A 24,222-nucleotide genomic window follows, 5' to 3' on the forward strand; every position below is an offset into this window, starting at 1 on the left:
TTGTGCGGCGGTCCCGGGTCGGTTCCGAAGGAGTGGCAGGATCGTTATCCGTGAACGCCCAAGTGGAAACCGTCATCGACCTGGATGCCATTGCCCACAACGTGCGGATCCTGCGCGAGTACGCCGGTGACGCCGCGGTGATGGTCGTGGTGAAGGGGGACGGATACAACCACGGCGCGATCGAGGTGGCGCGCACGGCGTTGGCGGCGGGGGCGGCCGAACTCGGTGTGACGACGGTGGCAGAGGCGGTGCGATTGCGCGCCGCGGGCATCACCGCGCCGATTCTGTGCTGGCTCAACAACGCCGACGCCGACTACGGCGCCGCCGTCACCGCCGATATCGAGATAGGAGTGTCGTCGCTGGGGCATCTGCGTGCCGTCGCGGCGACCGCGCGCGGGCTGCGGCGCACCGCCACCGTCACCCTCAAAGTCGATACCGGGCTGAACCGCAACGGAATCGCGCCGGACGAGTACCCGGCGGTCCTCGCGGCACTGCGCGTACTCGTCGACGAGGGTGTGGTGCGGTTCCGGGCGATCTTCTCCCATCTCGCCCACGCCGACGAGCCGGAACATCCTTTCCTGGATATCCAGCGGGAACGCTTCCTCGAGGCGATCGCCGCCGCGAAGGCACTCGGCCTGCCTCCGGAGTCGACGCATCTGGCGAATTCGGCGGCGACGCTCACCCGCCCCGACCTGGCGTTCGACATGGTGCGCCCCGGCATCGCGGTGTACGGGCTGTCTCCGGTTCCCGGCCTGCCCGATTTCGGGTTGCGGCCCGCGATGACCTTCCAGGCGCGGGTCGCGCTGGTGAAGCGGGTCGCGGCGGGGGAGGGCGTGTCCTACGGGCACCAGTGGATCGCGCCGCGCGACACCACCGTCGCACTCGTTCCCGCAGGCTACGCCGACGGTGTGTTCCGGCCGTTGAGCGGGCGTTTCGAGGTTTTCCTCGGCGGTGCGCGGCATCGCGGCGTCGGCCGGGTCTGCATGGACCAGTTCGTGGTCGACCTCGGTGACAATCCGGCCGACGTCGTCGAGGGTGATACGGCGGTGCTTTTCGGCGGCGGGCCGGGCGAGCCCGCCGCGCAGGATTGGGCCGATCTGCTCGACACCATTCACTACGAAGTCGTTTGCGCGCCGAAGGGACGGGTTATTCGTCGTCATGTGGGCGGCTGAACTCGAGCGACGCCACGGTCGGAGGGCGGTTATGGTGGCCGTTACCGTGCGTGTTCGCCGCGTGCGGCCGACTCGTGGGTACGCCGTCAGCTGAGAGGGTTTGCGATGGGATCGCGACGTTCGAATCGCATATTGCGCGGGGGAATGGCGACCGCGGGTGTGGTCGGGGCGCTGGCGGGCGCGCACGCGTTGCGTCGGGTCGGGGCGCGGGTGCTGGCGCCGACCGGAAGTGACGAGTATCGCGGCGAGGATTTCACGCTGTTGGAGCGTGACCGCGCGGGTGCGGTGGTCACCGAGGACGGTGTCCGGCTGGCCACGCGCGAATGCGGTCCGCGGGACGCGCCGGTCACCGTGCTGTTCGTGCACGGATTCTGCAACAGCATGGAGTCGTTCCACTTCCAGCGCCGCGATCTGGAAAAGCGTTGGGGCGCCGGGGTTCGCATGGTCTTCTTCGATCTGCGCGGTCACGGGCGTTCGGGCACGCCCGCCACCGATCGGTGCACCGTCGATCAGCTCGGACGGGATGTGGCGTGTGTGCTCGAACACGCCGCGCCCACCGGGCCGGTGGTGGTCGTCGGACATTCGCTCGGTGGGATGGCGGTACTCGCCGCCGCGGCGCAGTTCCCGACATTGTTCTCCGACAGGGTGATCGGGGTGGGGCTCGTATCGACCACGGCTGCCGAGGTCACCGCGGCCGGTGTCACCCAACTGCTGCGTAATCCGGCGATCGACGGCTTCCGGCTGGCCGTGCACACCGCGCCCGCCCTGGTCCAGGCCGGACGCAGCACGGTCCGGCACGTCATCGCGCCGATCCTGCACGTGAGCTCCTTCCACGGTCCGGTGAGTCCGACGCTGTCGCGTTTCGCGACGGCCATGATCGACAGAACGCCCGTCGAGACGATCGTGAAATTCCTGAAAGCGATCGAACTGCACGACGAATCGAGCGCACTCCCGGTGCTGTCCGCACTGCCGGTGCTGGTCATCGGCGGTGGGCGTGATCTGGTCATCCCGTTCCGCAACTCCCGTGCCCTGCACCGTGAACTTCCCGGCAGTGTCCTGATCCGCATCGAGGGCGCGGCCCATATGCCGCATCTGCAATTCCCGGACAGCGTCAACGACGGGCTCGATCAGCTGCTGCGCCGCGCCCTGGCGCACGCCATCGCGCGGTCGGAAACGGCGCCGGAGGCGGCCGGGGGCTGAGCGCGCGTTCTCGCCGGAACAACCCCGTCGGTGCGCGAAGGCGGTGAAGCCCGGGCCGGTACGCTCGTGCGGGGTCGGCGGATGGATCGGAGGACGGCGGTGGCACGACGACGGCGGGTGCTGCCGACGGTGGAGGATACCGAGGCGCTCGGCCGGGAACTGTCGGCCGAATTGGCGGCGGGTGATCTGGTGGTGCTCGACGGACCGCTCGGCGCGGGCAAGACGGCGCTGACACGGGGTATCGCGGCCGGGCTCGGCGTGCAGGGGCGAGTTAGTTCGCCCACGTTCATCATCGCCAGACAGCATCGGGCGGGCGCGGGCACGGGGTCACTGCCGTTGGTGCACGTCGACGCGTATCGGCTCGGCGGGGATCTGGACGAATTGGACGCACTTGATCTCGACACCGATCTACAGCACGCGGTGGTCGTCGTAGAGTGGGGACTCGGCGTGGTCGAGCATCTGGCCGACCGGCATCTGCGGGTCCGGCTGTCGCGGGAACCGGATTCCGATGTGCGCACAGCCGACTGGGAATGGGTCCAGTAGCGTCGATCACAGTCGCCGGGACGTGCGAAACGTGCGATGACCAGCCGTTCGTTGCTGTCGGGTAGCTCCGTACCGCGCCCGGGTACCACCCGGTATCGTTGGGCCAATCATGCTTGTACTAGCTGTCGACACCGCGACACCCGCCGTTACAGCGGGATTGGTGGAACTGGAGCAGGGCACGCCGGGTGCGACGACCACGATGGACCTGCGGACCCTCGCCTCCCGTGTCCGAGTCGATCCCAGGGCGCACGCGGAAGTGCTGACCCCGCAGATCCTCGAATGCCTCACCGAGGCAGACCGTTCCAGAACCGATATCGCCGCGGTGGTGGTCGGCGTCGGCCCCGGTCCGTTCACCGGACTCCGGGTCGGTATGGCGACCGCGGCGGCCTTCGGGGACGCGCTCGGCATCCCGGTGTATGGGGTGTGCAGCCTCGACGCCATCGCCGCCGACGCCGCGCCGGATCTGACGCCGGACCGCGAACTGCTCGTCGTGACCGACGCGCGCAGGCGTGAGGTGTACTGGGCCCGCTACCGCGACGGCGTCCGGGTGGCGGGACCCGAGGTGATCAAACCCGGTGACCTGGATTCGGCGCAGGCGGAGGTCATCGCCGGATCGGCGTCGCACGTGGATTTCTTCGATCTCCCGGTACTGCCGGTCGAGACGCCGTCGCCCGCCGGACTGGTACGCGTCGCCGCGCCCGAGGTACTCGCCCGCGCGGTGCCGCAATCGTTGACCCCGCTGTATCTGCGCAGGCCCGACGCGGTCGAGAACAGTTTCCGCACCCTCGACCGGACGGGAGCGTGAGGCCGGTGGAACCGGAAAGGCAGACACCCGAGCGGGCGTCCGAGGTGGAGCAGGTCAGCGAGAGCACCGTCCGGATCGAGCCGATGACCATCGCCGATATCGATCGATGCGTCGCATTGGAGCAGTTGCTTTTCCCCGAGGACGATCCCTGGCAGGCGGTGGCCTTCCGTTCCGAACTCGCGGCTGGACACAATCGCTATATCGCGGCCCGCGACGAGCGGGGGCGCATGGTGGGTTACGCGGGAATCGCTCTGCTGGGTGACGCGGAACACCCCGAGGCCGAAGTGCACACCATCGGTGTCGACCCGATCTGCCATCGCGGCGGTGTCGGCACACTACTGCTGGAGGCACTGCTGGCCGAGGCGGGCAAACGCGGCGGACCCGTTTTCCTCGAGGTGCGCACCGACAATCAGCCCGCGATCGCGATGTACGCCAAACACGGTTTCCACATCATCGGATTGCGCAAGAACTACTACCACCCCAGCGGCGCCGACGCCTACACCATGCGCAGGCCGGAGCTGAGCGCGCAGGGACAGGCCTGGCGCGGCGCACAGGCGGACGAGGTGCTGTCGTGATCGTCATGGGTATCGAGAGTTCCTGCGACGAAACCGGTGTCGGGATCGTCCGCTGGAACGGTGACGGCACCTGTGAACTGCTGGCCGACGAGGTCGCCTCCAGCATCGACCAGCACGCCCGATTCGGCGGTGTCGTGCCCGAGATCGCCTCGCGCGCGCATCTGGAAGCCATCGTCCCCGCCATGCGGCGGGCGCTCTCGGTGGCGGGTGTGGTCAAGCCGGACGCGCTCGCGGTCACCATCGGCCCCGGGCTCGCGGGTGCGCTGCTGGTCGGCGTCGCCGCCGCGAAAGCCTATGCGGCGGCCTGGGATGTGCCGTTCTACGCGCTGAACCATCTCGGCGGGCATGTCGCGGTGGACACGCTCGAACACGGACCGATGCCGCCCTGCGTCGCGCTGCTGGTCTCCGGCGGTCACACCCACCTGTTGCAGGTGGCGGATCTGGGCGAACCGATCGTCGAACTCGGCAGCACCGTCGACGATGCCGCGGGGGAGGCCTTCGACAAGGTGGCGAGACTGCTCGGCCTCGGCTATCCGGGCGGACCCGCGCTCGACGCGGCGGCCCAGGAAGGGAATCCGGCGGCGATCGCGTTTCCGCGCGGGATGACCGGACCGCGCGATCCGCGCTACGACTTCTCCTTCTCCGGTCTCAAGACCGCGGTCGCCAGACATGTCGAGGCGGCGCAGCGTCAGGGAATCACCCCCGACCAACTGCCGATTCCCGATATCGCGGCGTCGTTCCAGGAATCGGTCGCCGATGTGCTGACCATGAAGGCGATCAGGGCCGCCGCCGACGTCGGCGTCGATACCCTCGTGCTCGGCGGCGGCGCCACGGCCAATTCGCGTATCCGTTCGCTGGCCGAAGAACGCTGCGCCGCGGCCGGAATCACCTTGCGCGTGCCGAAACCGCGACTGTGCACCGACAACGGTGTGATGATCGCCGCGCTGGGCGCGCACGTCATCGCGGGCGGCGCGACACCGTCGGAACTGACCGTCGCCACCGATCCCGGCCTTCCGGTGTCGACCAGCCAGGTCTGACCCGGATCGCTACCGCCCCGGGGTCGAGGACGGTGGCGTCGGGCCGGACGAGGTCATCGGTGTCGATATAGGCGGCAGCGGGCGCATCGGCTCTTCCACCCGCTCCAGCGTCAGTCCGAACAGCGCGAGCGACAGCGCCGCCGCCGAGGCGAGGGCGGTGCGCACGCAGAACCACCAGCAGTGCGCGCGCCGGTGTCGTGCCGAGCGAGGTACGGCAGTCACGTGTTCCCCCTTGCCTGGCCGTTGTCGGTCGAATCGCGACGCGGCGATCGGCCGTTGCGGATCGGCGTGCCCCCGAAAATGACGTCGCCCCTGCTCGATTCGTGTGAGGAGCGCGACGCCACCCGGTTCGACGGGAAACACGGGCGGTCGGCGGGGACCTGCGTAACAGGTTCTTCCGGAAGGGTTTACGGGCCGTTCGTGCCGAGCGCGGACGAACCCGAATCCGAGAGCAGCGGCGGTGGCAGCGGAATATGCGACTGGGCCGGGGTCTGCGTCGGTGACGGCGCGGTGCCGGTCGCGGGCGGGGCGGTGTGGGTCTCGGAATTGTTGTGCTGCGGCAGCACCGGGTCCGCGGCACTCTCCTCGAGACCGGGACCGAGCAGTTCGGGGAACGGTATCGACGGCAGGTTCGGATCGGGTCGCAGCGTCGGCTGGGTCGACGGGGGCGAGGTCGGGTAGACCCCGGTGGGCGATTGCGTCGGCTCCTGCGTGCCGGAGGGGCCGGTACCGCCGCTCGGCCGCGTCGTACTGTCCCGACCGGTGACGGTGCCCGCTCCGGTCGACGGAGACAGGGTGAGCGGCGGCGGTGGCATCTGCTGGGCGCTGCTCGTGGTGCCCGCGGGGGAGACCTCGTCGTCGGCGGTCGGCGCGAAAGTCTTGATGCCGTAGCCGATCACGAGTCCGACGACGACGATCGCGCCCGCGAGGATTCCGACGACCTTGGTGAAGGTGCCCGCCGGTGCGTCGGTGCCGAGCGCGGTGACCGGGAAGGACGACGGCTGAGCCGAATCGGCGACCAGTGCCGCGCCTTTGGCGATGACGGATTCCGGGTCGTTCACCGTGTGCACCGGTAGGTCGAGTCGGTCGGCGAGGGTGGACACGACCGAGGGGATGTTGGCGCCCCCGCCGATCACCACGACGGCCTCTGGGGCGGTGGGCGTGCGCGCGAAGACCCCGGCGGCGAAAGCCGCTGTGTCGCGCAGCAGGTTGGCGATCAGTTCCTCGAAATCGGCTCTCGTCAGTTTGAGCGGGCGTCCGGCGACATGATCGATGGTGACCGCGGCCGCGATCGACAGGTGTTCCTTGGCCGCGCGGCCGCGGTTGGTCAGCATGCCGCGATTGGGCCTGGTGCCGCGCCGGGCGTAGTGCAGATCGACCAGGTGGTGGTAGATCAGGTCATCGATGGCGTTACCGCAGATCGCCGAGGTGCGCTCGGAACGGAGGACCGTGCCGTCGGCCTGTTCGGCGACGGTGATGGTGAGACCGGAGGCGCCGAGATCGACGATGGCGACGGTCCCGTAGCGGTCGAGCAGTCCGGTGTGTCGCAGATAGGTCAGTGCCGCATCGCATTCGGGGATCAGCCGCAGATCACGCTGTTTGCCGGTGGCGGCCCGGATGAGCTGGGCCTGCTCCTTGCTGCGGTAGGCGACGGCGACACTGGTCGGCACGGCGTCGAGGCCGGTGGGATGCGTTCCGGTGAATCGCGCGCCGACGGGAAAGGCGACGTCGTAACCCATTTGCTGGCTGGCGGGCAGCTGGGTGGTCATCAGCTCGATCGAGGAGGCTACGAGATCTCCGAGATCGGAGTGGGCCGCGTCGGCGGAGACGACGCGGTAGTCGAAACTCTGTGCCCCGTTCGGGGCGGTGGCTACGAGCGCCGAGCAGACGACCTCGTTCCCGGCGGAGATGCCGAGCGACGTTCGCATATGTTTCACCTCCCTCCGGACGGATGGTCGCGGGGCGAATGGTCACGGTCCTGGCGACGCTCGCGAATAACCTGCCGGGCCGCTACGCGGGTGACGAACGATCCGGGCGCACGAATCGGCCGACCCGTTGTCCGGTGGGGTCGCTGGGAACGGCCTGTGATCACGTGTGGAGTTGCTCTCTGGTGAAGCCGGTGGTGCTGCTGTGACAGATGTGATGTCCAACTGTGTTGCGTCACGCTGGCCGCGTCCCCTGCGACGTCGGTTCGTGACGAATCGGACGGGCGTACGGCGACCGTCGTCAATACTGTCACAATCTGTTATCCGAACGTTACAGATTCGGCGAAGTAATGGGAAGCCCACAGGCCGAAGGGCAACCTGCCCTGTTCAGTGTTTGTCGACACGTTTCCTCAGCGCTGTTCCGGAGCCGCCACGGCGCGCCGAGGAGGGGTAGAACGGGCATTGGCACAGCCCACCCTTGAGCGCTGGCACTCTCATGTATAGAGTGCTAGTCGGCACCGCGTGATGGATGGGTGCCAAGCCTTTGACCACTGAGCAGGGGTCCCGGCACCCGCGACGACGGGGCTATGCGCAGGGTCAGATCGTTCGGACGTAGGTGAGAACCCGCGGGCCGGTCGAGACAACACGACACCGATGGTTCGGGACAACAGTTCCGGACGACCGTATATCCCCGAAAGTGGAGGGCTCAACGTGGCGAGCGTGAACATCAAGCCGCTCGAGGACAAGATCCTCGTCCAAGCCAACGAGGCCGAGACGACGACGGCCTCCGGCCTGGTCATCCCGGACACGGCGAAGGAGAAGCCGCAGGAAGGCACCGTCGTCGCAGTAGGACCCGGCCGCTGGGCCGAAGAAGGCGAGAAGCGTATTCCGCTGGATGTCCAAGAGGGCGACACCGTCATCTACAGCAAGTACGGCGGCACCGAGATCAAGTACCAGGGCGAGGAATACCTGATCCTCTCCGCGCGCGACGTGCTGGCTGTCGTCAGCAAGTGACCGCGTTCCCGGCCACCCGGCCGGGATCGAGTCGTAACGACACTGCCCCGGTTCCCCCGCAACGGGGCCGGGGCAGTGCTGTTCGAGGCCTATCCAAGGAAAAGGACATATGGCAAAGCAGATCGAGTTCGACGAGAAGGCTCGCCGGGCTCTGGAACGCGGTGTCGACAAACTCGCCGACGCCGTCAAGGTAACCCTCGGCCCGCGCGGTAGGCACGTGGTGCTCGCGAAGGCCTTCGGCGGCCCGACCGTGACCAACGACGGTGTCACCATCGCGCGCGAGATCGAGCTCGAGGATCCGTTCGAGAACATGGGCGCGCAACTCGTCAAGAGTGTCGCCACCAAGACCAACGATGTCGCGGGCGACGGTACGACCACCGCCACCGTGCTGGCCCAGGCGCTGATCCGCGCCGGCCTGAAGAACGTTGCCGCCGGCGCGAATCCGATCACCCTCGGTATCGGTATCGCCAAGGCCGCCGACGCGGTCTCCGAGGCGCTGCTCGCGCTGGCCACGCCGGTCTCCGGCGAGGAGGCCATCGCGCAGGTCGCCACCGTCTCCTCGCGCGACGAGGAAATCGGCGCGATGGTCGGCAAGGCGCTGACCACCGTCGGCAAGGACGGCGTCGTCACCGTCGAGGAGTCCTCGACGTTGCAGACCGAACTCGTCGTCACCGAGGGCGTGCAGTTCGACAAGGGCTACCTGTCGCCGTACTTCGTCACCGATGGTGACAGCCAGCAGGCCGTGCTCGAGGATGCCTACATCCTGCTGCACCGCGAGAAGGTCAGTTCGCTGCCCGACCTGCTGCCGCTGCTGGAGAAGATCGCCGAATCCGGCAAGGCCGTGCTGATCCTGGCCGAGGACGTCGAGGGCGAGGCGCTCTCGACCCTGGTCGTCAACTCGATCCGCAAGACGATCAAGGCCGTCGCGGTCAAGGCGCCGTTCTTCGGTGACCGCCGCAAGGCGTTCCTCGACGACCTCGCCGTCGTCACCGCGGGCACCGTGATCAACCCGGATCTGGGAATCACGCTGCGCGAGGCCGGTCTCGACGTGCTGGGCCAGGCCCGGCGTGTCGTGGTCACCAAGGACGAGACCACGATCGTCGACGGTGCGGGCACCGCCGAGGACATCGCGGCGCGCAGCACGCAGCTGCGTCGCGAGATCGAGGCGACCGAATCCGATTGGGATCGGGAGAAGCTCGAGGAGCGGCTCGCCAAGCTTTCGGGCGGCGTCGCGGTGATCAAGGTCGGCGCGGCCACCGAGACCGCGCTCAAGGAGCGCAAGTACCGGGTCGAGGACGCGGTCAGCGCGGCCAAGGCCGCGGTCGACGAGGGCATCGTGCCCGGCGGTGGCACGGCGCTCGTGCACGCCGCCGCCGCGCTCGTCGAGCTGCGCGATTCGCTGTCCGGCGATCAGGCCGTCGGCGTCGAGGTGGTGCGGACCGCGCTGAGCGCCCCGCTCTACTGGATCGCCTCCAACGCGGGCCTCGACGGCGCCGTTGTGGTCAGCAAGGTCGCCGAGGGCAAGGAAGGTTTCAACGCCGCCACCCTCACCTACGGCGATCTGCTCACCGACGGTGTCATCGATCCGGTCAAGGTGACCCGCTCGGCCGTCGTCAACGCGGCGTCGGTCGCGCGCATGGTGCTCACCACCGAGAGCGCCATCGCGGAGAAGCCGGCTCCCTCGGCCGATGACCACGGTCATCACGGCCACAGCCACTGAGCTCGGCTCGCATCGCATAACAGACAAGGCCCCCGGATCCTGGTGATCCGGGGGCCTTCGTCGCTGTATGCCGATGCGGCAGCGCGGTTGCTGTGGGCGGCACGGCGACCTCCCCGTGGAACGGGCGGTCGGTGCGCGGTGGGTGGTCTGCTCGCGGGACGCGGGCCTAGGGCTGTTCGTCGGCGATGGCAGCCAGCAAACGGTCGCGCAGGGCGACCGGTGGCTGGGCCGACGCTATCTCGGCGAGTGCGGACAGCGCGTCTTTCGCCTGCCGCACTTCCGCGAGGAACGCCGCGCGTAGAGCGGGGTCCTCGTTGTCGAGCAATTCTCGTACCGCGTGATGGTCTTCGTCGTCGATCGATCCGAGCGCGACGGCGTGCGCGAGATCGATCCGGACTTCGTTCATCTCACGTCACCCCCAAACTTTTCTTCAGTCGTGTCAGTCCATCCCGAATTCGGGACTTAACGGTCGGTAATCCCACACCCAAATATGTCGCTACTTCGGCGTAGGTTCGCCCGCCGTAGTAAGCGAGCGAGATGGCCTCTCGTTGGGTCTCGGTCAATGAGCCGAGCCCTTCGATGACGGCCTGTTGTTCGAGCCTGCGCTCGACTTCTTCGGTGACCTCGTCGAATTCGTTGCCGAGAACCCGTACCCCGTAGGCGACTTCGCGTTGGGTGTGGGCCTGCTCGGCACGGACCCGATCGACGGCACGCCGATGGGCGAGAGTCATCAGCCACGTCACCGCGGAGCCCTTAGCGGGGTCGTAACTGGATGCGGTACGCCAGATCTGGAGATAGACCTCCTGGGTGGTCTCCTCCGCGTACCCCGGATCGTGTAGCACCCGGAGCACCAGACCGAAGACGCGCGCGCACGTTCGGTCGTACAGTTCGGCGAAAGCCTTTTGATCGGACAGGCCGCAACGATGCAAAAGGGCGGCGAGCTCGATACTTTCGGCCGCGCGTGCCGACATCGCAGAATCCACACTGGGTGGGATGGCTTCTCTTCGGAACGAGTCGCCCTCTGCGGCCGGCTGCCGCGTTGTCACAACGCTCCATTCTGTGTCATCGGTCACTACCGTAGCGGGCCGCTATCGCCTCCCTTTCGGTGGGTATCGCAAACCGTCCGTGCCGTGGACACGGCGGCGGGCCGACGGTGGTGACCGTTGGGCAGCCTGCGCGCCTACTGCCGGAATCGAACTCCTGACGCGAATGGACCGTCAGGGGTTCGGCCGGTGATCGTGCGTGTGCTGTTCAGTGGCCGGTTGTTTGCTAGGCATTCGGCGCACCGCACGGTTCGGATGGGGCGGATTCGGCGAAAGGGTTTCGTACCGCCCGCGGGCGTCGGCTACACCGCCATGCGGCGACGATTGCGCCTGGCGTGCATCTCGCGTTCGGTCTCCGACATGCCGCCCCATATTCCATAGGGCTCGCTGACTTTCAGCGCGTGACTACGGCACTGCATGAGGACCGGGCAGCTGCGGCAGATTTCCTTGGCGCGCATCTCTCTCGCGGTCCGAGCGCGTCCGCGCTCGCCGTCGGGGTGGAAGAACACCGCGGAATCCTGCCCGCGGCATGAGCCTCGCATCTGCCAATCCCAAACATCTGCGTTCGGTCCGGGGAGGTGGGTCGGCATGGGCATGGTGAACTCCTCGTGATGCGAGCTCGTCAGCGTTGTCGAGCAGTTTGTTCTGCAAAATTTCTCGGACCCTGGCCGGGTTGGCGTCCGGCCCGAGGACTTCGCCCTACTCGGTCGCTGCAATTTCGCGCGGCGCCGACCGTGGCGATGAGTTACGTTAGGTCCAGCTGCGAAATTCCGTCAATAGTTCGGCGCACTGGTTTCCCAAATCTTCAACCGCGAGATTTAACCTACTCGCTGTTTACTTTTTACGATGACTCCGGTGATACTGTTCGATTGGCCCGTGGGCGGCTGGACCGGCTCTGGCCTGGACCGAGCCGCATTTCCCCTGGTAGAAGCCGATTATCCCTGGAACTAGCCGGTTGCTGACGCGGTAGCGGCGCGGTATCGGCGCGGGTGTCCAGCACCTCGCGGCCCTTCGGTTGCCGCGCCTGAGATGGCCGAAGCGGGGCGCGCAGGTTAATTACGCGAAACGCATGTGAATTCGCATCGACGGTGATCCGGCAATCTCTGTAGGAGATTTACCTGATGGAAACACATGCTTCGGGCTGGAAGTGCTGAACGGTTGCTCATCGAGCGGTGTCGTCGCGGTCCCGTTTCGCGCCGCCGCGGCGCGCGCGGGCCACGGGATAGAGTGCGGCCGTGTTCGCTCCAGCTCCGCTCATGGATACCCGATCTGAAGTCCTCGCTGCGGCGGCTTTCGGTGACCTACCCGGTCTCGCCGCTGCCGAGTTGCCGACCGTCTCCGGCCCGGTCGACTCCTGGCTCCGGGCGGTGGTACTCGGCGGTCAGGGCCGCTACGCCGCGGCCCGCGCGCAACTTCGGAGCACGCGCGGCGCGACCTCCGATCCGACCGTGTTGTCATTGGTCGCGAGCACCGAGGGATCACTGCTGCGTCAACTGGGCTGGCATGCGAGAGCATCGGTGGCCGACGGTCGCGCCCTCGCTCACCTGTCCGGGGAAGCGCCGATCGGCGGGTCGAATCCGGTCGACACGGCGCGACCCGCTGTCTCGAGTGGGAAGCATGGCGTACTCGGGCCTACCGCCTCGTCGACCGTCGCGGATTTCGCCGTGCCCGATCGCGCGGCCGCGCTGTGCGACGCGCTCACCGGGTTGGCCGCCGACGCGCTCGGCACCGGCCGCACGGATCTGGCCACCCGACTACTCGGCCGTGCCGCGAACTCGCTCGACGCGGCGCATCCACGGGCGATGATCCGCTGGCACTGGGTGAGTGCCGAGACCGCGCTGGCCCAGGGGCGACCCGAACCGGCGAGCGTGCACGCGGCGGCGGGTCTCGCGTCGGCCGAGCGGTGCCCCTCGATACGGCACCGGGTCAAGTCGCTGCTGCTCGTCGCGGCGGCGGCGATGACGCGGGGCGATCTCGCCGCCGCGGCCGAGGCCGCCGACGAGGTCGCCACGCGGTGCCGCGAACACGAGTTGCTTCCGCTCGGCTGGGCCTGCGCGATGCTGCGCACCGGCCTGCCGGACGCGTCCGCCGCCGAAGAAGCCGCACAGTACGGCGCGGCGATCGCCAGGCGTGGCGGTCACTTTCGGCCTCCCGGCGTCGCTTGAACCCATCGGTGGGGTTGTAGCGACAACCGGACCGTGTTGCCCAGCGGTGTGGGTTGTATCGCTATTGTTAGTCCCGTTCCGCAGCTCCGCGGAAGCACAGGTCATCGGGCCGGTGCCACTTGTAACGCCAGGAATCTCTCTGACGATGACGAACACGGGCGAAGAGTTGGACCTCGCCGTCACTGCCGCTGCGCAGGGCGACAGATCCGCTTTAGCCCAGGTACTAGAGCTGGTCCGCCCGTTGGTAGTTCGTTACTGCCGCGCGCGGATCGGCGCAGCGGAGCGCGGGCAGCTCTCCGCCGACGACGTTGCGCAGGAGGTATGTCTGGCCGTGATGACAGCCTTGCCCAGATATCAAGATCAGGGCAGGCCCTTCATGGCCTTCGTATACGGAATCGCTTCGCACAAGGTCGCAGACGCTCATCGAAACGCCGCACGTAACAAGGCGGAGGCGATGGCCGAAGTACCAGATGTCATATCCACCGACCAGGGGCCGGAACAACGAGCTCTCGAATCCGAGACGAGCAGGCAGATGAACCGCTTGCTCGCGACGCTTCCCGAGAAGCATCGAGAAATTCTGATCCTGCGTTTGGTCATGGGTTTGTCAGCGGAAGAAACCGCGGTCGCCGTGGGCAGTACGGCGGGAGCTATACGAGTTGCCCAGCACAGGGCGCTCGCGAAACTGAAGTCACAAGTGGCGAGGGCAGGTGAAATGTATGGCTAGGGATGGCGAGCGCGGTCGGGGCGACTGGAAGGCGCGACGTGGATCGCGGAACAGCGGTCCCTACGCCGGGGCTTCCGAGGAGTCCGGACCGGTGGATATCGCCGCTGTCCGTCGGGACGACGCGCTGATCGACGCCCTATCCCACGGTGGGCCGGTGCAGACCGACAGCACGGAGGAGTTCCAGCTGGCGGCGCTGCTCGCGGATTGGCGGGCAGAGATCGTCGTGCCCCCGCTACCGAGCACCCCGGATCTGGATACCGTCGCGGCGGCGGTCAACCAGGAGATCGGCGCACGCAAAGTGCGGGTCGGCGCCCAGACCAACGGCCGTTTGCGGCTGGTTCGTCCCATCCTCGGCACCGCGGCGGCATTGGCGCTCGTCATCGGTGGACTCACGGCGTTCTCGTACAACGCGGAGCCGGGTAACCCGCTGTGGCGGGTCAAAGAGGTCGTGTTCAGCGAACAGGCGCAGTCCACCGTGGTGAATCGTGCCGACAGTCAGCTGGAGCAGGCCGAAGAGCTTCTCTCGCAACGTAATCCGTCTTCGGCGAAGGCGCAGCTCGAAGCCGCGCAGGCCAATGTCGACCAGGTGAGCGATCCGGTGAAACGCGCTCAGCTGCAAGCACAGTGGGCGCAACTGCTCGAATCGTTGCGCAAGGAATGGCCCGACGTCGCGGCCCAGGTCGAGGCGATGACCAAGCCCAGCGAACCGAAGCCCACCGCGGGTTCGGGAAGCACCGCGCCGACGGCCCCCGGCCAGCCGGTCACTCCCGGACAGTCGGGTCAGCAGCCTGCGAGCCAGACCACACCGAACAACACCATCTTGCAGGCGCCGGTGGACACATCGGCGCCCAAGCCACCGACGGGGACCAACCCCACCGTGCCGACTCAGCAGGAGCCGCCGCCGGTGACCACGGTCCCCCCGGTGACTCAGGAGCCGCCGACTCAGGCTCCGCCCACGCAGGAGCCGCCGACCCAGCCTCCTACGCAGCCGACCCAGCCCACCCAGGAACCGCCCACCCAGCAGGTTCCCACCGGTGGCGCGGGAATCCCCACCCAGCCCTCGAATCAGACCCCGAACCCGGGTATCACGATTCCGACCCTGCCTTTCACGCTGCCGGGCCGTCCGAGCTGATCTCGCTGTCACCCCGGATGCCTCGATCGAGGTAGTCCAGGATTCTCGTTCTCCGCGTCGTTCGGAGGAACGGCGCTACCGGTAGCTATCTTCCGGGGAACACACACGCTTCGAAAAGAACCGATCACCCGTGGGTGATCGGTTCTTTTCGTGCTTCGTCCCAGGAGGGCCGTTCCTCGCACCGCTGTGCGTCACGGGGCGAGGAAAAGGAGCGGGGGAGCGTGCGTGACTTCACGGACGCGGCACGAGACCGGGTCCGCGATGAGGTCCCGGTGTCAGGGGCTGCGACCGGGCGACGGGAGAGTCAGTCGAATCCGTCGAATCCGTCGCCGTGGAAAGCCTCGTTCATCGAGGCGTCCGCGTATCCCCGGCAGTAATCCCAGGTGACATACGCTTCCGGCGTCGGGTCGTAAGCGGGCTCGTGCGGTCGGACCGTTCCGTCGACCAACAGTTGGAGCAGGTTGGCGCGGAGCATGTCCCAATCGTGGTAGTGATCCTGCCTACAGTCCTCGCAGCTCACCACGAGTCCGCGGATCCCGCGGTGCGCGAGTAGCGCCTCGTAGACAGCGAGATCGGCGAGATCCTCCTCGACCGCGAGGCGCTCGTGGGGATCCAGCGGTTCACCGGGCTCGATGGCATCGAGCGCGGCGGACGGGTCGGAGGGGTCTCCGGCGAAAGGATCCGGCGGCAAGCCAGGTGGTAGATGGTCACGCACACACCCACGGTACGCAGAACAGGGGGCTCTGCGCCAGCGATGCGGCCAGCAAGTTTCGCGCGAGGTGTGTGTTCGAGGTATCCGCGCGACGGCATCGAGGCGCGGTCACTGGAGAGTTAGCGGGGCAGATACCATGGGTTCAGGCGCCCTCCGGTTCCCGACACACCGGTCGTCGCCGTCACCGTTATCCCAGAAATTGTGCGCGACGCCGGGCCTTTCGGCGTCTGTCGCTTTCGATGTCCAGGAGGGGTCGATCCGAATGAGTAGTCCCGTAACGGGCGAACGAATCGCAGTCCGCCCCCATACGGGTGGCGACGATCCGAACAAGATCGCCATGCTCGGCCTCACGTTCGACGACGTGCTGCTGCTGCCTGCCGCGTCGGATCTCATCCCCAGCTCGGTCGAGACCTCCAGCCTGCTCACCAGAGAGATCAGGCTGCGCACCCCGCTGGTGAGTTCGGCGATGGATACCGTCACCGAGGCCAGGATGGCCATCTCCATGGCGCGCGCGGGCGGTATGGGTGTGCTGCACCGCAATCTGGCCGCTTCCGACCAGGCCGCGCAGGTCGAGACGGTCAAGCGGTCCGAGGCGGGAATGGTCACCGACCCGGTGACCTGTCGTCCGTCCGACACGCTCGCCGAGGTGGACGCGATGTGCGCCCGCTTCCGTATCTCCGGCCTTCCCGTGGTCGACGAGACCGGCGCGCTTGTGGGCATTATCACCAACCGCGACATGCGCTTCGAGGTCGACGTGAACCGTCGCGTCGCCGACGTGATGACCAAAGCGCCGCTGATCACCGCGCGCGAGGGCGTGACCGCCGAGGCCGCACTCGGGCTGCTGCGCCGTCACAAGGTGGAGAAACTGCCGATCGTCGACGGTGACGGAAGGCTGCGCGGTCTGATCACCGTCAAGGACTTCGTCAAGACCGATCAGTACCCGAACGCCACCAAGGACCGCGACGGCAGGTTGCTCGTCGGCGCCGCGATCGGCGTCGGGGAGGATTCCTGGTCGCGTGCCATGACATTGTCCGACGCGGGTGTCGACGTCCTGATCGTCGACACCGCCCACGGACACCAGGCGGGCGTGCTCCAGATGGTGACCAAGGTCAAGGCCGAGGTCGGCGACCGCATCCAGATCGTCGGCGGCAACGTGGCGACCCGGGCGGGCGCGCTCGCGCTGGTAGAGGCGGGCGCCGACGCGGTGAAGGTCGGTGTCGGCCCCGGTTCCATCTGCACCACTCGCGTCGTCGCCGGTGTCGGCGCGCCGCAGATCACCGCGATCCTCGAGGCGGTCGCCGCCTGCAAGCCGCACGGCGTTCCGGTCATCGCCGACGGCGGTATCCAGTTCTCCGGCGATATCGCCAAGGCCATCGCCGCGGGCGCGTCCACCGTGATGCTCGGCTCGCTGCTCGCGGGCACCGCCGAATCCCCCGGTGAGCTGATCCTCGTCGGTGGCAAGCAGTTCAAGAGCTATCGAGGAATGGGCTCGCTGGGCGCCATGCAGGGCCGTGGCCAGGCCAAGTCCTACTCCAAGGATCGGTACTTCCAGGACGACGTGCTGGCCGAGGACAAACTGGTTCCCGAGGGCATCGAAGGCAGGGTCCCGTTCCGCGGCCCCGTCAATCAGGTGATCCACCAGCTCACCGGCGGTCTGCGCGCCGCGATGGGCTACACCGGCTCGCAGTCGATCGCCCACCTTCAGGAAGCCCAGTTCGTCCAGATCACCGCGGCGGGCTTGAAGGAAAGTCATCCCCACGACATCACGATGACCGTCGAGGCCCCCAACTACACGGGCCGCGGCTGATCGGACGACGGATTTCGGCGCGCCACCCGGCGCGCCGATTCGCGATATCCGGCACCGTCCGGATTTTCGCGATCCGCCACCCGCCCGACCATCCGTGTACAGGCCCGTCCGTTCGGTGCATGATTGAGCTGCCTCGCAGGATGCGTCACGGCTTCGCCACCGCCGAGTCGTGTCACACTCGTCCCGCCACCCCCCGATCGTTCGACCGATGCGATCACCCCCCGCTTGTCCACCCGGAAACCCCGGTTGCCCCGACCGCCCACCGCACCGTCGGCTGGATCGGACCGGTTCGACCACCGTTCGGAACCCGCAGACTCGATCGCTCGGACTCGGACGGTCGGGAAGGCTCGACCGAACACCAGGCCCGGTACAGCTCGAGAGGCCGGATCTCCCTGACCGAGCCGAGCCGAGCCGGTTCGGCCGGACGGACCAGCGGAATCGGACCGCCCTGGACAGGCCGACAGGGCCGGACCCGAGAAACTGGACCACCCCGGACAGGCCGACACGGGCGGACCCGAGAAACTGGACCCGCCCGGACCAATCGGCCCACCCCCGGACCGATCCCCACCCACCCACCCCCACCCGCACCCCGCCCGGCGCGAGCCTTACGAGCGCCCCGTTCGCGGCCGTCTCGCGTCCGAGTGGTCGAGACAATGCGACGAAGTCGCGAGTCTCGACCACTCGGACGCGAGACAAAAGGGGCCGCGAACCCGCGGCCCCCGTGCCGCCAAATCACAGGAGGACAGTTGCGCGACATGGTCGAGATCGGCATGGGCCGAACCGCCCGGCGTACCTATGAACTGGACGATGTGGACATCGTCCCCTCGCGGCGTACCCGCTCGTCGAAGCAGGTGTCGCTGTCCTGGCAGCTCGACGCCTACCGTTTCGAGATCCCGTTCCTCGCCCATCCGACCGACGCGCTGGTTTCGCCGCGGTTCGCGATCGAACTGGGCCGTCTCGGCGGTCTCGGCGTGATCAACGGCGAGGGTCTGTGGGCCAGGCACGCCGATGTCGAGGCGAAGATCGAACAGTTGCTCGAACTCGTCGGCAAGGGCGGCTACGAGCGCGCGGTCGCGTTGTTGCAGGAGTTGCACGCCGCGCCGATGCAGCCGGATCTGCTCGCGGCGGCGGTCGCGGAGGTGCGGGCCGCCGGGGTGACGGTGGCTGTCCGGGTGAGTCCGCAGAACGCGCGTTCGCTGACGCCGTCGCTGGTGCAGGCCGGTGTCGACCTGTTGGTCGTGCACGGCACCATCATCTCCGCCGAACATGTCGGTGACGGTGAGCCGCTCAATCTCAAGACTTTCATCGCCGAACTCGATGTGCCGGTGGTCGCGGGTGGCGTGAGCGATCACCGCACCGCGTTGCATCTGATGCGCACCGGCGCGGCGGGCGTCATCGTCGGTTACGGCTCCTATCCCGGTGCGACGACCACCGGCGAGGTGCTCGGTATCGGGGTGCCGATGGCCACCGCCATCGCCGATGCCGCCGCGGCGCGCCGGGATTATCTCGACGAGACAGGTGGACGCTACGTGCACGTCATCGCCGATGGCGATGTCGCCACCTCCGGGCATTTGGCCAAGGCGATCGCGTGCGGCGCGGACGCCGCCATGCTCGGTGTGCCGCTGGCCTCGGCCGTGGAGGCGCCGGGCCGTGGCTGGTACTGGCCCTCGGCCGCCGCGCACCCCTCGGTGCCGCGCGGTTCGATGCTGCATGTCGACGATCCGTGGGATCTGGGTGGCGAGTCCATCGGCGAGCCGGTGCGCCCGACCCTCGAGCGTGTCCTGTTCGGCCCGTCCGATGACCCGTTCGGTTCGTTGAACCTGGTCGGCGGTCTGCGGCGTTCCATGGCCAAGGCCGGTTATTCGGATCTGAAGGAATTCCAGCGGGTCGGTCTCAGCGTCCGCGCGTGAAATCATCAGCGTTCCCGCGTGATTTCTCAGCGTCCGTACGTGAGGTTTCGGCCTCCGCGCGGTGAGCGTTCGCTCACCGCGCGTGGCCCGTCGTGACGGAACCGCGCAGGAATTGCTTGATCGCGTGGTTCACCGGTTCCGGGTGGGTCATGGTCACCGCGAGCCGAGCGCCCGCGATCTCGACGTAGGTGGCCGCGCTCAGGTCCTGGGCGAGACGTTTGGCCCGATGGTCGGGGATACCGCTGTCGGTGGCGTGGATAACCAGTGCGGGACAGGTGATTTCGGGCAGCCGTCCCACCACCGATTCACGGCCGAGCAGACAGGTCGCGGCGACTTCGATGCCGTCGCGATCGCGTACCAGCCAACGTTTGGTCCAGATGGCCCGGTACCAGTCGTCGTCGCCGATCAGCCAGTGCGCCAACTGATTCGCCGCGCCCCGACGTGAGTTGTCGTCGTACCACTTGTCCAGGAATTTCTGGGTTTCGGTCGACTGCTCCGGGGTCGGTCCGTGCGCTTCGGTGCTGATGAGGATCAGTGCCGACACGCGTTCGGGTGCGATCAGCGCCGTCCGTAGCGCGGTGATGCCGCCCTGTGCGGTGCCGCCGAAGACGGCACGCTCCGCGCCGAGGTGGTCGAGCACGGTGAGCGCGTCGCGCGCGGCGGTCCAGTAGGTGAAGGGCAGGCCCTGGTCCCTGGTGCGGCCGTGTCCGCGCGCGTCCCACGACACGATGCGGAATTCTGGTGCCAGCGCGGCCATCTGCGACGCGAACATGGTGCGGTCCATGAAGAATTCGTGCGCCAATAGGACTACCGGGCCGTCCCCGCCGCTGTCCTCGTAGTGGATGTCGGCATCTATCGCTGGGGCGAATGGCACGAACACGAGGATAACCAGCACGGGGGTGGTGTGCGGCGGGATTTGGCGCGACGTCGGAGTTTCCTCGGGTTTCGTCCGAGCGTGTCGGAATGGCGCCGCCGTGCCCGTGGTCGGCTCGCCGCGCCCGCTCACTAGACTATGGCGGTGGCAGAATCCCAGAGACCGGTCCTCGTCGTCGACTTCGGCGCCCAATACGCCCAACTGATCGCCCGGCGGGTTCGTGAATCGAGTGTCTTCTCCGAGGTGATCCCACACACCACGACCGTCGAGGAGATCGCCGCCAAGCAGCCGCTCGCGGTGATCCTGTCCGGTGGTCCGTCCAGCGTGTACGCCGAGGGCGCGCCGCAACTGGACGCGCGGCTGTTCGATCTGGACGTGCCGGTCTTCGGCATCTGCTACGGATTCCAGGCGATGGCGCAGGCACTGGGCGGCACCGTCGCCCACACCGGCACTCGCGAATACGGTCGGACCGAACTCAATATCGACGGCGGTGTGCTGCACGGCGGTCTGCCCACCATCGCGCCGGTGTGGATGAGTCACGGCGACGCCGTCACCGACGCGCCGGAGGGTTTCGAGGTCACCGGCACCACCGTGGGCGCGCCGGTCGCGGCGTTCGAGGATCGCGCGCGGCGCCTGGCCGGTGTGCAGTACCACCCCGAGGTACTGCATTCCCCGCATGGTCAGCTGGTGCTCAGCCGCTTCCTGCACGAGATCGCCGGAATTCCCGCCGCGTGGACCCCGGCCAATATCGCCGAATCGCTGGTCGAGGCGGTGCGCGAACAGATCGGTGATGGGCACGCCATCTGCGGGCTGTCCGGCGGCGTGGACAGCGCCGTCGCCGCGGCCCTGGTGCAACGCGCCATCGGCGATCGTCTGACCTGCGTTTTCGTCGACCACGGCCTGTTGAGGGCGGGGGAGCGCGAACAGGTCCAGCAGGATTTCGTCGCCGCCACGGGCGCGCGACTGGTCACCGTCGACGCGGTGGAGAAATTCCTCGGTGAGCTGAAGGGTGTCAGCGATCCCGAGGAGAAGCGCAAGATCATCGGCCGTGAGTTCATCCGGTCCTTCGAGGACGCGGTGAGCGAGGTCGTCGCCGAACAGGGCACGGGCGGCTCGGCTCCCGAAGTCGAATTCCTGGTGCAGGGCACGCTGTATCCCGACGTGGTCGAATCCGGCGGCGGCACCGGCACCGCGAATATCAAGTCGCACCACAATGTCGGCGGCTTGCCCGACGATCTGGAGTTCGATCTCGTCGAACCGCTTCGACTGCTGTTCAAGGACGAGGTCCGCGCGGTCGGTCGCGAACTCGGTCTGCCCGAGGAAATCGTCGCGCGCCAGCCCTTCCCCGGTCCGGGCCTGGCGATCCGCATCGTCGGCGAGGTGACCGCCGACCGGCTCGACACCCTGCGCCAAGCCGACGCCATCGCGCGTGAGGAACTGACGGCGGCCGATCTGGACCGTCAGATCTGGCAGTGCCCGGTGGTGCTGCTCGCCGACGTCCGCAGCGTGGGCGTGCAGGGCGACGGACGCACCTACGGACATCCGATCGTGCTGCGTCCGGTATCCAGCGAGGACGCCATGACCGCGGACTGGACCCGGCTGCCCTACGAAGTGCTGGAACGCATTTCGACCCGCATCACCAACGAGGTGTCGGAGGTCAACCGGGTCGTGCTCGACGTGACCAGTAAGCCGCCGGGGACGATCGAGTGGGAGTGACGGTTACGGAGGCCGAATAGTCCTGCCCCCGTGCGGATTCGGGAACCGGCGCTATTCCGCCGCGGTTTCCGCGCGGGCCTGGCCGAGTATCAGGTGTCCGAGCAGCATGCCGCCGAACGCGAACCGCGGCGTGGGTGCGACCGGTTCGCTCGGGACCGTCCGGCGTTCCTCGTTCGTGGTGGAATGGTCGAAATGCGCTGCGGCCATGGGGTTCTCCTCGGAGTAGAACGAACAATGACCCGTCCGGGGCGGGCGGGTCATTGCGTCATGTGGTGAATCGGTTCAGCGATGTACGCGGGGTGAGATCACCAGCACGACGCCGACCACGATGGCGGCGATCACGATGATCCAGCCGAAGGAGATGGCCCCCGCGGCCGAGACGGTGGAAGGTCCGACGAGGGCGAAGACGCTCAACGCCAGCGCGAGCAGTCCGACGATCAGCAGCGAGGCGGACGGGCCGCGCCCTCCGGTCTTGTCCGAAGCGTTCTGATCAGCCACGTTCCACCACCACATCTCCCATACGGACATCGACATTCAGATCGAGTACCGGCGCTCCCGGTGTATTCGGACCGGTGACACCGGTGGGGCACGACTGCTCACCCATGGCGACGGTGCATTCGGTGCGCACCGTCATTCCGGCCGGGACGAGTACGCGCGCCTCGCCCATCTGCACCGACAGGTCCACCGTGCGGTTCTCGGTGAGATCCAGCCCGCGCAGATCGAGCGTCCCCGAACCCATCGACAGGTGATACTCGGGTTTCAGATCGGCCGTCGCGGTGGGAGCCCAGGTGTGATCACCCATGGTGGCCTCGTCGAATTCCATCGGACCGACCAGCGAGGCGAGCAGCACGAACGCGGCCAGCGGCGCGGTCACGACGAGCAGGCCGTAACCGCGGCGCAGGAACGCGCCGAGCACGAGTCCGAGTCCGACCACCGCGAGCGCCACCGCCCCGATCCGCGCGGGCGTCATCCATTCGACGCCGGACGCGGCCGCGGCGCCCGCACCGGCCGCGGCCAGGATGGCGAGGCCGATCACCACCGGCGTCAGCCGGGAGCGGGGGCGTCGCGGGGACGGTGCGACGACCTTGTTCGCCGGGGTGGGGTCGGGAAGATCCCAGGCCAGCGGCGCGACGCCGAGCGGATCCCAGGACGGGGGCACCGGGCCGCCGATGATTGTTCGAGGTCCGGGGGTGAGGGTCCGAGGTGAACCGGGCCAGGGGATACCGGCGGGTGCCGCCGCCGCGATCGGGTTCGGGCGTCTGTCGGCCGTCACCGTGCCGCCGGTGGAATCTCCGCTCGACTCCACGGCGGTGGGGTTCTCGGCGCGCGCATTCGATTGCGCGTCGATTTCGGGCGAGGACTTGTCGAGTCGAACGTGCTGGTCGGCGGTGGTGCCGAGATCACCGACGGGGGCGTTGCCCGCAGTACCGGCATCCCCTGCGACCGCACCGCCGGTGCGGTTCTCGCCGGTCTCGTCCTTGTCGAGCCGGACCGCGCTGTCGTCCGCCCGCTGTGCGGGGGCCGGGTCGTGCGCAGTCGGCGTCTCCGGTACATACATCTCGGGCAGTTTCGTATACGGCGTGTACATACCGGTCACGGGCGCTTCCGGCGCGTAGAAGCTACCGGTCGTACCGCTGGGGAAAACCGCACCGGGATATCCGGTGGCGCTGAGTCCGGCGTCGAACTCGTATTCGTCGAGCTGACTGGTCCCCGGCGGCGGTTGCGGAGTGCGCATGAACAGCATCCACCAGCCCGCCAGCATGAGCGCGAGGCTGATGACGCCGGAACCGGCCATCCCCATCCCCACCGGCCCCATGGTGCTCACCGCGATGGCAAGCGCCACCATCAGCACGATCGTCTTGGTCGGCGACTGCGAGCTGTGCCCCTTGCCGAACAGCGACTCCGCCGCCGACGTCTGGTCACCCGCCTGGCTGAACAGCAGCCACCCCACGAGATAGAGGACGATCCCGGCCCCGCCGAACAGCGCCGACACCACGAAAGCCACCCGCACGAGCACCGGATCGACCTGGTAGCGCCGACCGAAACCGGCCGCGACACCCGCGACCGGCCCCTGACGCGGCAACCGGACGGGCCGCGACTGCCACATCTGCTGAAGCTGATCGCCGAAGCTCGTTTTCGTCATGCTTC

At 67.8% G+C, this 24,222-nt stretch carries 24 protein-coding genes; 14 read left to right on the forward strand and 10 right to left on the reverse strand.

The window, feature by feature from the left end:
- Positions 1-50 precede the first annotated feature (50 nt).
- From alr to tsaD, 6 genes are all read left to right on the forward strand, one after another.
- Positions 51-1,172: an alanine racemase gene (alr, locus tag OG225_RS39420; RefSeq protein ID WP_405179701.1), complete on the forward strand. Its 1,122-nt coding sequence runs from the start codon at positions 51-53 to the stop codon at positions 1,170-1,172.
- A gap of 105 nt (positions 1,173-1,277) precedes the next feature.
- Positions 1,278-2,372, forward strand: coding sequence for an alpha/beta fold hydrolase (locus OG225_RS39425; protein WP_405179702.1), 1,095 nt, complete (start codon positions 1,278-1,280; stop codon positions 2,370-2,372).
- A gap of 81 nt (positions 2,373-2,453) precedes the next feature.
- Positions 2,454-2,915 (forward strand): tRNA (adenosine(37)-N6)-threonylcarbamoyltransferase complex ATPase subunit type 1 TsaE, encoded by a 462-nt coding sequence (gene tsaE / locus OG225_RS39430; RefSeq protein WP_216914566.1) that lies wholly within the window; start codon positions 2,454-2,456, stop codon positions 2,913-2,915.
- A 109-nt stretch (positions 2,916-3,024) separates the two neighbouring features.
- Positions 3,025-3,720, forward strand: coding sequence for a tRNA (adenosine(37)-N6)-threonylcarbamoyltransferase complex dimerization subunit type 1 TsaB (gene tsaB / locus OG225_RS39435; RefSeq protein ID WP_405179703.1), 696 nt, complete (start codon positions 3,025-3,027; stop codon positions 3,718-3,720).
- Between the two features lie 83 nt (positions 3,721-3,803).
- Positions 3,804-4,295: a ribosomal protein S18-alanine N-acetyltransferase gene (gene rimI / locus OG225_RS39440; RefSeq protein WP_109525676.1), complete on the forward strand. Its 492-nt coding sequence runs from the start codon at positions 3,804-3,806 to the stop codon at positions 4,293-4,295.
- Positions 4,292-5,332, forward strand: coding sequence for a tRNA (adenosine(37)-N6)-threonylcarbamoyltransferase complex transferase subunit TsaD (gene tsaD, locus OG225_RS39445; protein ID WP_405179704.1), 1,041 nt, complete (start codon positions 4,292-4,294; stop codon positions 5,330-5,332). The genes rimI and tsaD overlap by 4 nt, the downstream gene beginning before the upstream one ends.
- A 9-nt stretch (positions 5,333-5,341) precedes the next feature.
- On the opposite strand, the gene OG225_RS39450 is transcribed toward tsaD, so the two are convergent.
- Both OG225_RS39450 and OG225_RS39455 read right to left on the reverse strand, forming a co-directional pair.
- Positions 5,342-5,554 (reverse strand): hypothetical protein, encoded by a 213-nt coding sequence (locus OG225_RS39450; RefSeq protein WP_405179705.1) that lies wholly within the window; start codon positions 5,552-5,554, stop codon positions 5,342-5,344.
- Between the two features lie 185 nt (positions 5,555-5,739).
- On the reverse strand, positions 5,740-7,260 hold the full coding sequence (locus tag OG225_RS39455) for an Hsp70 family protein (RefSeq protein WP_405179706.1): 1,521 nt from the start codon (positions 7,258-7,260) through the stop codon (positions 5,740-5,742).
- Between the two features lie 708 nt (positions 7,261-7,968).
- On the opposite strand from OG225_RS39455, the gene groES reads away from it, so the two are divergent.
- Positions 7,969-8,271, forward strand: a complete 303-nt coding sequence (groES, locus tag OG225_RS39460) for a co-chaperone GroES (protein ID WP_109525498.1) — start codon at positions 7,969-7,971, stop codon at positions 8,269-8,271.
- Between the two features lie 109 nt (positions 8,272-8,380).
- Complete coding sequence (groL, locus tag OG225_RS39465) at positions 8,381-9,991, forward strand: chaperonin GroEL (RefSeq protein ID WP_405179707.1); 1,611 nt, start codon at positions 8,381-8,383, stop codon at positions 9,989-9,991.
- A gap of 166 nt (positions 9,992-10,157) precedes the next feature.
- On the opposite strand, the gene OG225_RS39470 is transcribed toward groL, so the two are convergent.
- The 3 genes from OG225_RS39470 to OG225_RS39480 all read right to left on the reverse strand — a co-directional run bounded on the left by OG225_RS39470 (position 10,158) and on the right by OG225_RS39480 (position 11,630).
- Positions 10,158-10,397, reverse strand: coding sequence for an RskA family anti-sigma factor (locus tag OG225_RS39470; protein WP_405179708.1), 240 nt, complete (start codon positions 10,395-10,397; stop codon positions 10,158-10,160).
- A 1-nt stretch (position 10,398) separates the two neighbouring features.
- Positions 10,399-10,962, reverse strand: coding sequence for a sigma-70 family RNA polymerase sigma factor (locus OG225_RS39475; protein WP_198654279.1), 564 nt, complete (start codon positions 10,960-10,962; stop codon positions 10,399-10,401).
- Positions 10,963-11,336: 374 nt separating this feature from the next.
- Complete coding sequence (locus OG225_RS39480; RefSeq protein WP_040704593.1) at positions 11,337-11,630, reverse strand: WhiB family transcriptional regulator; 294 nt, start codon at positions 11,628-11,630, stop codon at positions 11,337-11,339.
- 660 nt (positions 11,631-12,290) lie between these two features.
- Between OG225_RS39480 and OG225_RS39485 the strand changes: the two genes are divergently transcribed.
- The 3 genes from OG225_RS39485 to OG225_RS39495 all read left to right on the forward strand — a co-directional run bounded on the left by OG225_RS39485 (position 12,291) and on the right by OG225_RS39495 (position 15,055).
- Positions 12,291-13,199 carry a hypothetical protein gene (locus tag OG225_RS39485; protein WP_405179709.1) on the forward strand — a complete coding sequence of 303 codons (909 nt, stop codon included), beginning with the start codon at positions 12,291-12,293 and terminating at the stop codon, positions 13,197-13,199.
- A gap of 145 nt (positions 13,200-13,344) precedes the next feature.
- Positions 13,345-13,923, forward strand: coding sequence for a sigma-70 family RNA polymerase sigma factor (locus OG225_RS39490; RefSeq protein WP_109525503.1), 579 nt, complete (start codon positions 13,345-13,347; stop codon positions 13,921-13,923).
- A complete protein-coding gene (locus OG225_RS39495; RefSeq protein ID WP_405179710.1) occupies positions 13,916-15,055 on the forward strand; it encodes an anti-sigma-D factor RsdA in 1,140 nt (379 codons plus the stop codon). Before OG225_RS39490 ends, OG225_RS39495 begins: the two co-directional genes overlap by 8 nt.
- Before the next feature lie 304 nt (positions 15,056-15,359).
- Here OG225_RS39495 and OG225_RS39500 read toward each other — a convergent pair whose 3' ends face one another.
- Complete coding sequence (locus OG225_RS39500) at positions 15,360-15,770, reverse strand: DUF5319 domain-containing protein (RefSeq protein ID WP_040704598.1); 411 nt, start codon at positions 15,768-15,770, stop codon at positions 15,360-15,362.
- A 259-nt stretch (positions 15,771-16,029) separates the two neighbouring features.
- Between OG225_RS39500 and guaB the strand changes: the two genes are divergently transcribed.
- Together guaB and OG225_RS39510 are read left to right on the forward strand one after the other, a co-directional pair.
- On the forward strand, positions 16,030-17,574 hold the full coding sequence (gene guaB / locus OG225_RS39505) for an IMP dehydrogenase (protein WP_405179711.1): 1,545 nt from the start codon (positions 16,030-16,032) through the stop codon (positions 17,572-17,574).
- Between the two features lie 746 nt (positions 17,575-18,320).
- Entirely contained in the window at positions 18,321-19,484 is a 1,164-nt protein-coding gene (locus OG225_RS39510) for a GuaB3 family IMP dehydrogenase-related protein (RefSeq protein ID WP_405179712.1), read from the forward strand.
- Between the two features lie 73 nt (positions 19,485-19,557).
- On the opposite strand, the gene OG225_RS39515 is transcribed toward OG225_RS39510, so the two are convergent.
- A complete protein-coding gene (locus OG225_RS39515) occupies positions 19,558-20,358 on the reverse strand; it encodes an alpha/beta fold hydrolase (protein WP_405179713.1) in 801 nt (266 codons plus the stop codon).
- 138 nt (positions 20,359-20,496) lie between these two features.
- Between OG225_RS39515 and guaA the strand changes: the two genes are divergently transcribed.
- Complete coding sequence (gene guaA / locus OG225_RS39520) at positions 20,497-22,074, forward strand: glutamine-hydrolyzing GMP synthase (protein ID WP_405179714.1); 1,578 nt, start codon at positions 20,497-20,499, stop codon at positions 22,072-22,074.
- 51 nt (positions 22,075-22,125) lie between these two features.
- On the opposite strand, the gene OG225_RS39525 is transcribed toward guaA, so the two are convergent.
- The 3 genes from OG225_RS39525 to OG225_RS39535 form a co-directional block, all read right to left on the reverse strand.
- Entirely contained in the window at positions 22,126-22,281 is a 156-nt protein-coding gene (locus tag OG225_RS39525) for a hypothetical protein (RefSeq protein WP_405179715.1), read from the reverse strand.
- A gap of 75 nt (positions 22,282-22,356) precedes the next feature.
- Entirely contained in the window at positions 22,357-22,572 is a 216-nt protein-coding gene (locus tag OG225_RS39530) for a hypothetical protein (RefSeq protein WP_109525509.1), read from the reverse strand.
- Positions 22,565-24,217 (reverse strand): PspC domain-containing protein, encoded by a 1,653-nt coding sequence (locus tag OG225_RS39535; RefSeq protein WP_405179716.1) that lies wholly within the window; start codon positions 24,215-24,217, stop codon positions 22,565-22,567. Before OG225_RS39535 ends, OG225_RS39530 begins: the two co-directional genes overlap by 8 nt.
- Positions 24,218-24,222: the final 5 nt, after the last annotated feature.

The organism is Nocardia sp. NBC_01377 (assembly GCF_045040005.1).
Lineage (GTDB): Bacteria > Actinomycetota > Actinomycetes > Mycobacteriales > Mycobacteriaceae > Nocardia > Nocardia noduli.

What these genes read in the sequence shown, in the direction of transcription:
- tsaB (WP_405179703.1), top strand. Translation starts at nt 3,025, where the DNA reads ATGCTTGTACTAGCTGTCGACACCGCGACACCCGCCGTTACAGCGGGA.
- groL (WP_405179707.1), top strand. Translation starts at nt 8,381, where the DNA reads ATGGCAAAGCAGATCGAGTTCGACGAGAAGGCTCGCCGGGCTCTGGAA.
- OG225_RS39470 (WP_405179708.1), bottom strand. Translation starts at nt 10,397, where the DNA reads ATGAACGAAGTCCGGATCGATCTCGCGCACGCCGTCGCGCTCGGATCG.
- OG225_RS39485 (WP_405179709.1), top strand. Translation starts at nt 12,291, where the DNA reads ATGGATACCCGATCTGAAGTCCTCGCTGCGGCGGCTTTCGGTGACCTA.
- OG225_RS39495 (WP_405179710.1), top strand. Translation starts at nt 13,916, where the DNA reads ATGGCTAGGGATGGCGAGCGCGGTCGGGGCGACTGGAAGGCGCGACGT.
- guaB (WP_405179711.1), top strand. Translation starts at nt 16,030, where the DNA reads ATGAGTAGTCCCGTAACGGGCGAACGAATCGCAGTCCGCCCCCATACG.
- OG225_RS39525 (WP_405179715.1), bottom strand. Translation starts at nt 22,281, where the DNA reads ATGGCCGCAGCGCATTTCGACCATTCCACCACGAACGAGGAACGCCGG.
- OG225_RS39535 (WP_405179716.1), bottom strand. Translation starts at nt 24,217, where the DNA reads ATGACGAAAACGAGCTTCGGCGATCAGCTTCAGCAGATGTGGCAGTCG.
- guaA (WP_405179714.1), top strand. Translation starts at nt 20,497, where the DNA reads ATGGCGGTGGCAGAATCCCAGAGACCGGTCCTCGTCGTCGACTTCGGC.
- OG225_RS39475 (WP_198654279.1), bottom strand. Translation starts at nt 10,962, where the DNA reads ATGTCGGCACGCGCGGCCGAAAGTATCGAGCTCGCCGCCCTTTTGCAT.
- OG225_RS39490 (WP_109525503.1), top strand. Translation starts at nt 13,345, where the DNA reads ATGACGAACACGGGCGAAGAGTTGGACCTCGCCGTCACTGCCGCTGCG.
- rimI (WP_109525676.1), top strand. Translation starts at nt 3,804, where the DNA reads ATGACCATCGCCGATATCGATCGATGCGTCGCATTGGAGCAGTTGCTT.
- OG225_RS39455 (WP_405179706.1), bottom strand. Translation starts at nt 7,260, where the DNA reads ATGCGAACGTCGCTCGGCATCTCCGCCGGGAACGAGGTCGTCTGCTCG.
- OG225_RS39425 (WP_405179702.1), top strand. Translation starts at nt 1,278, where the DNA reads ATGGGATCGCGACGTTCGAATCGCATATTGCGCGGGGGAATGGCGACC.
- OG225_RS39480 (WP_040704593.1), bottom strand. Translation starts at nt 11,630, where the DNA reads ATGCCCATGCCGACCCACCTCCCCGGACCGAACGCAGATGTTTGGGAT.
- tsaE (WP_216914566.1), top strand. Translation starts at nt 2,454, where the DNA reads ATGGATCGGAGGACGGCGGTGGCACGACGACGGCGGGTGCTGCCGACG.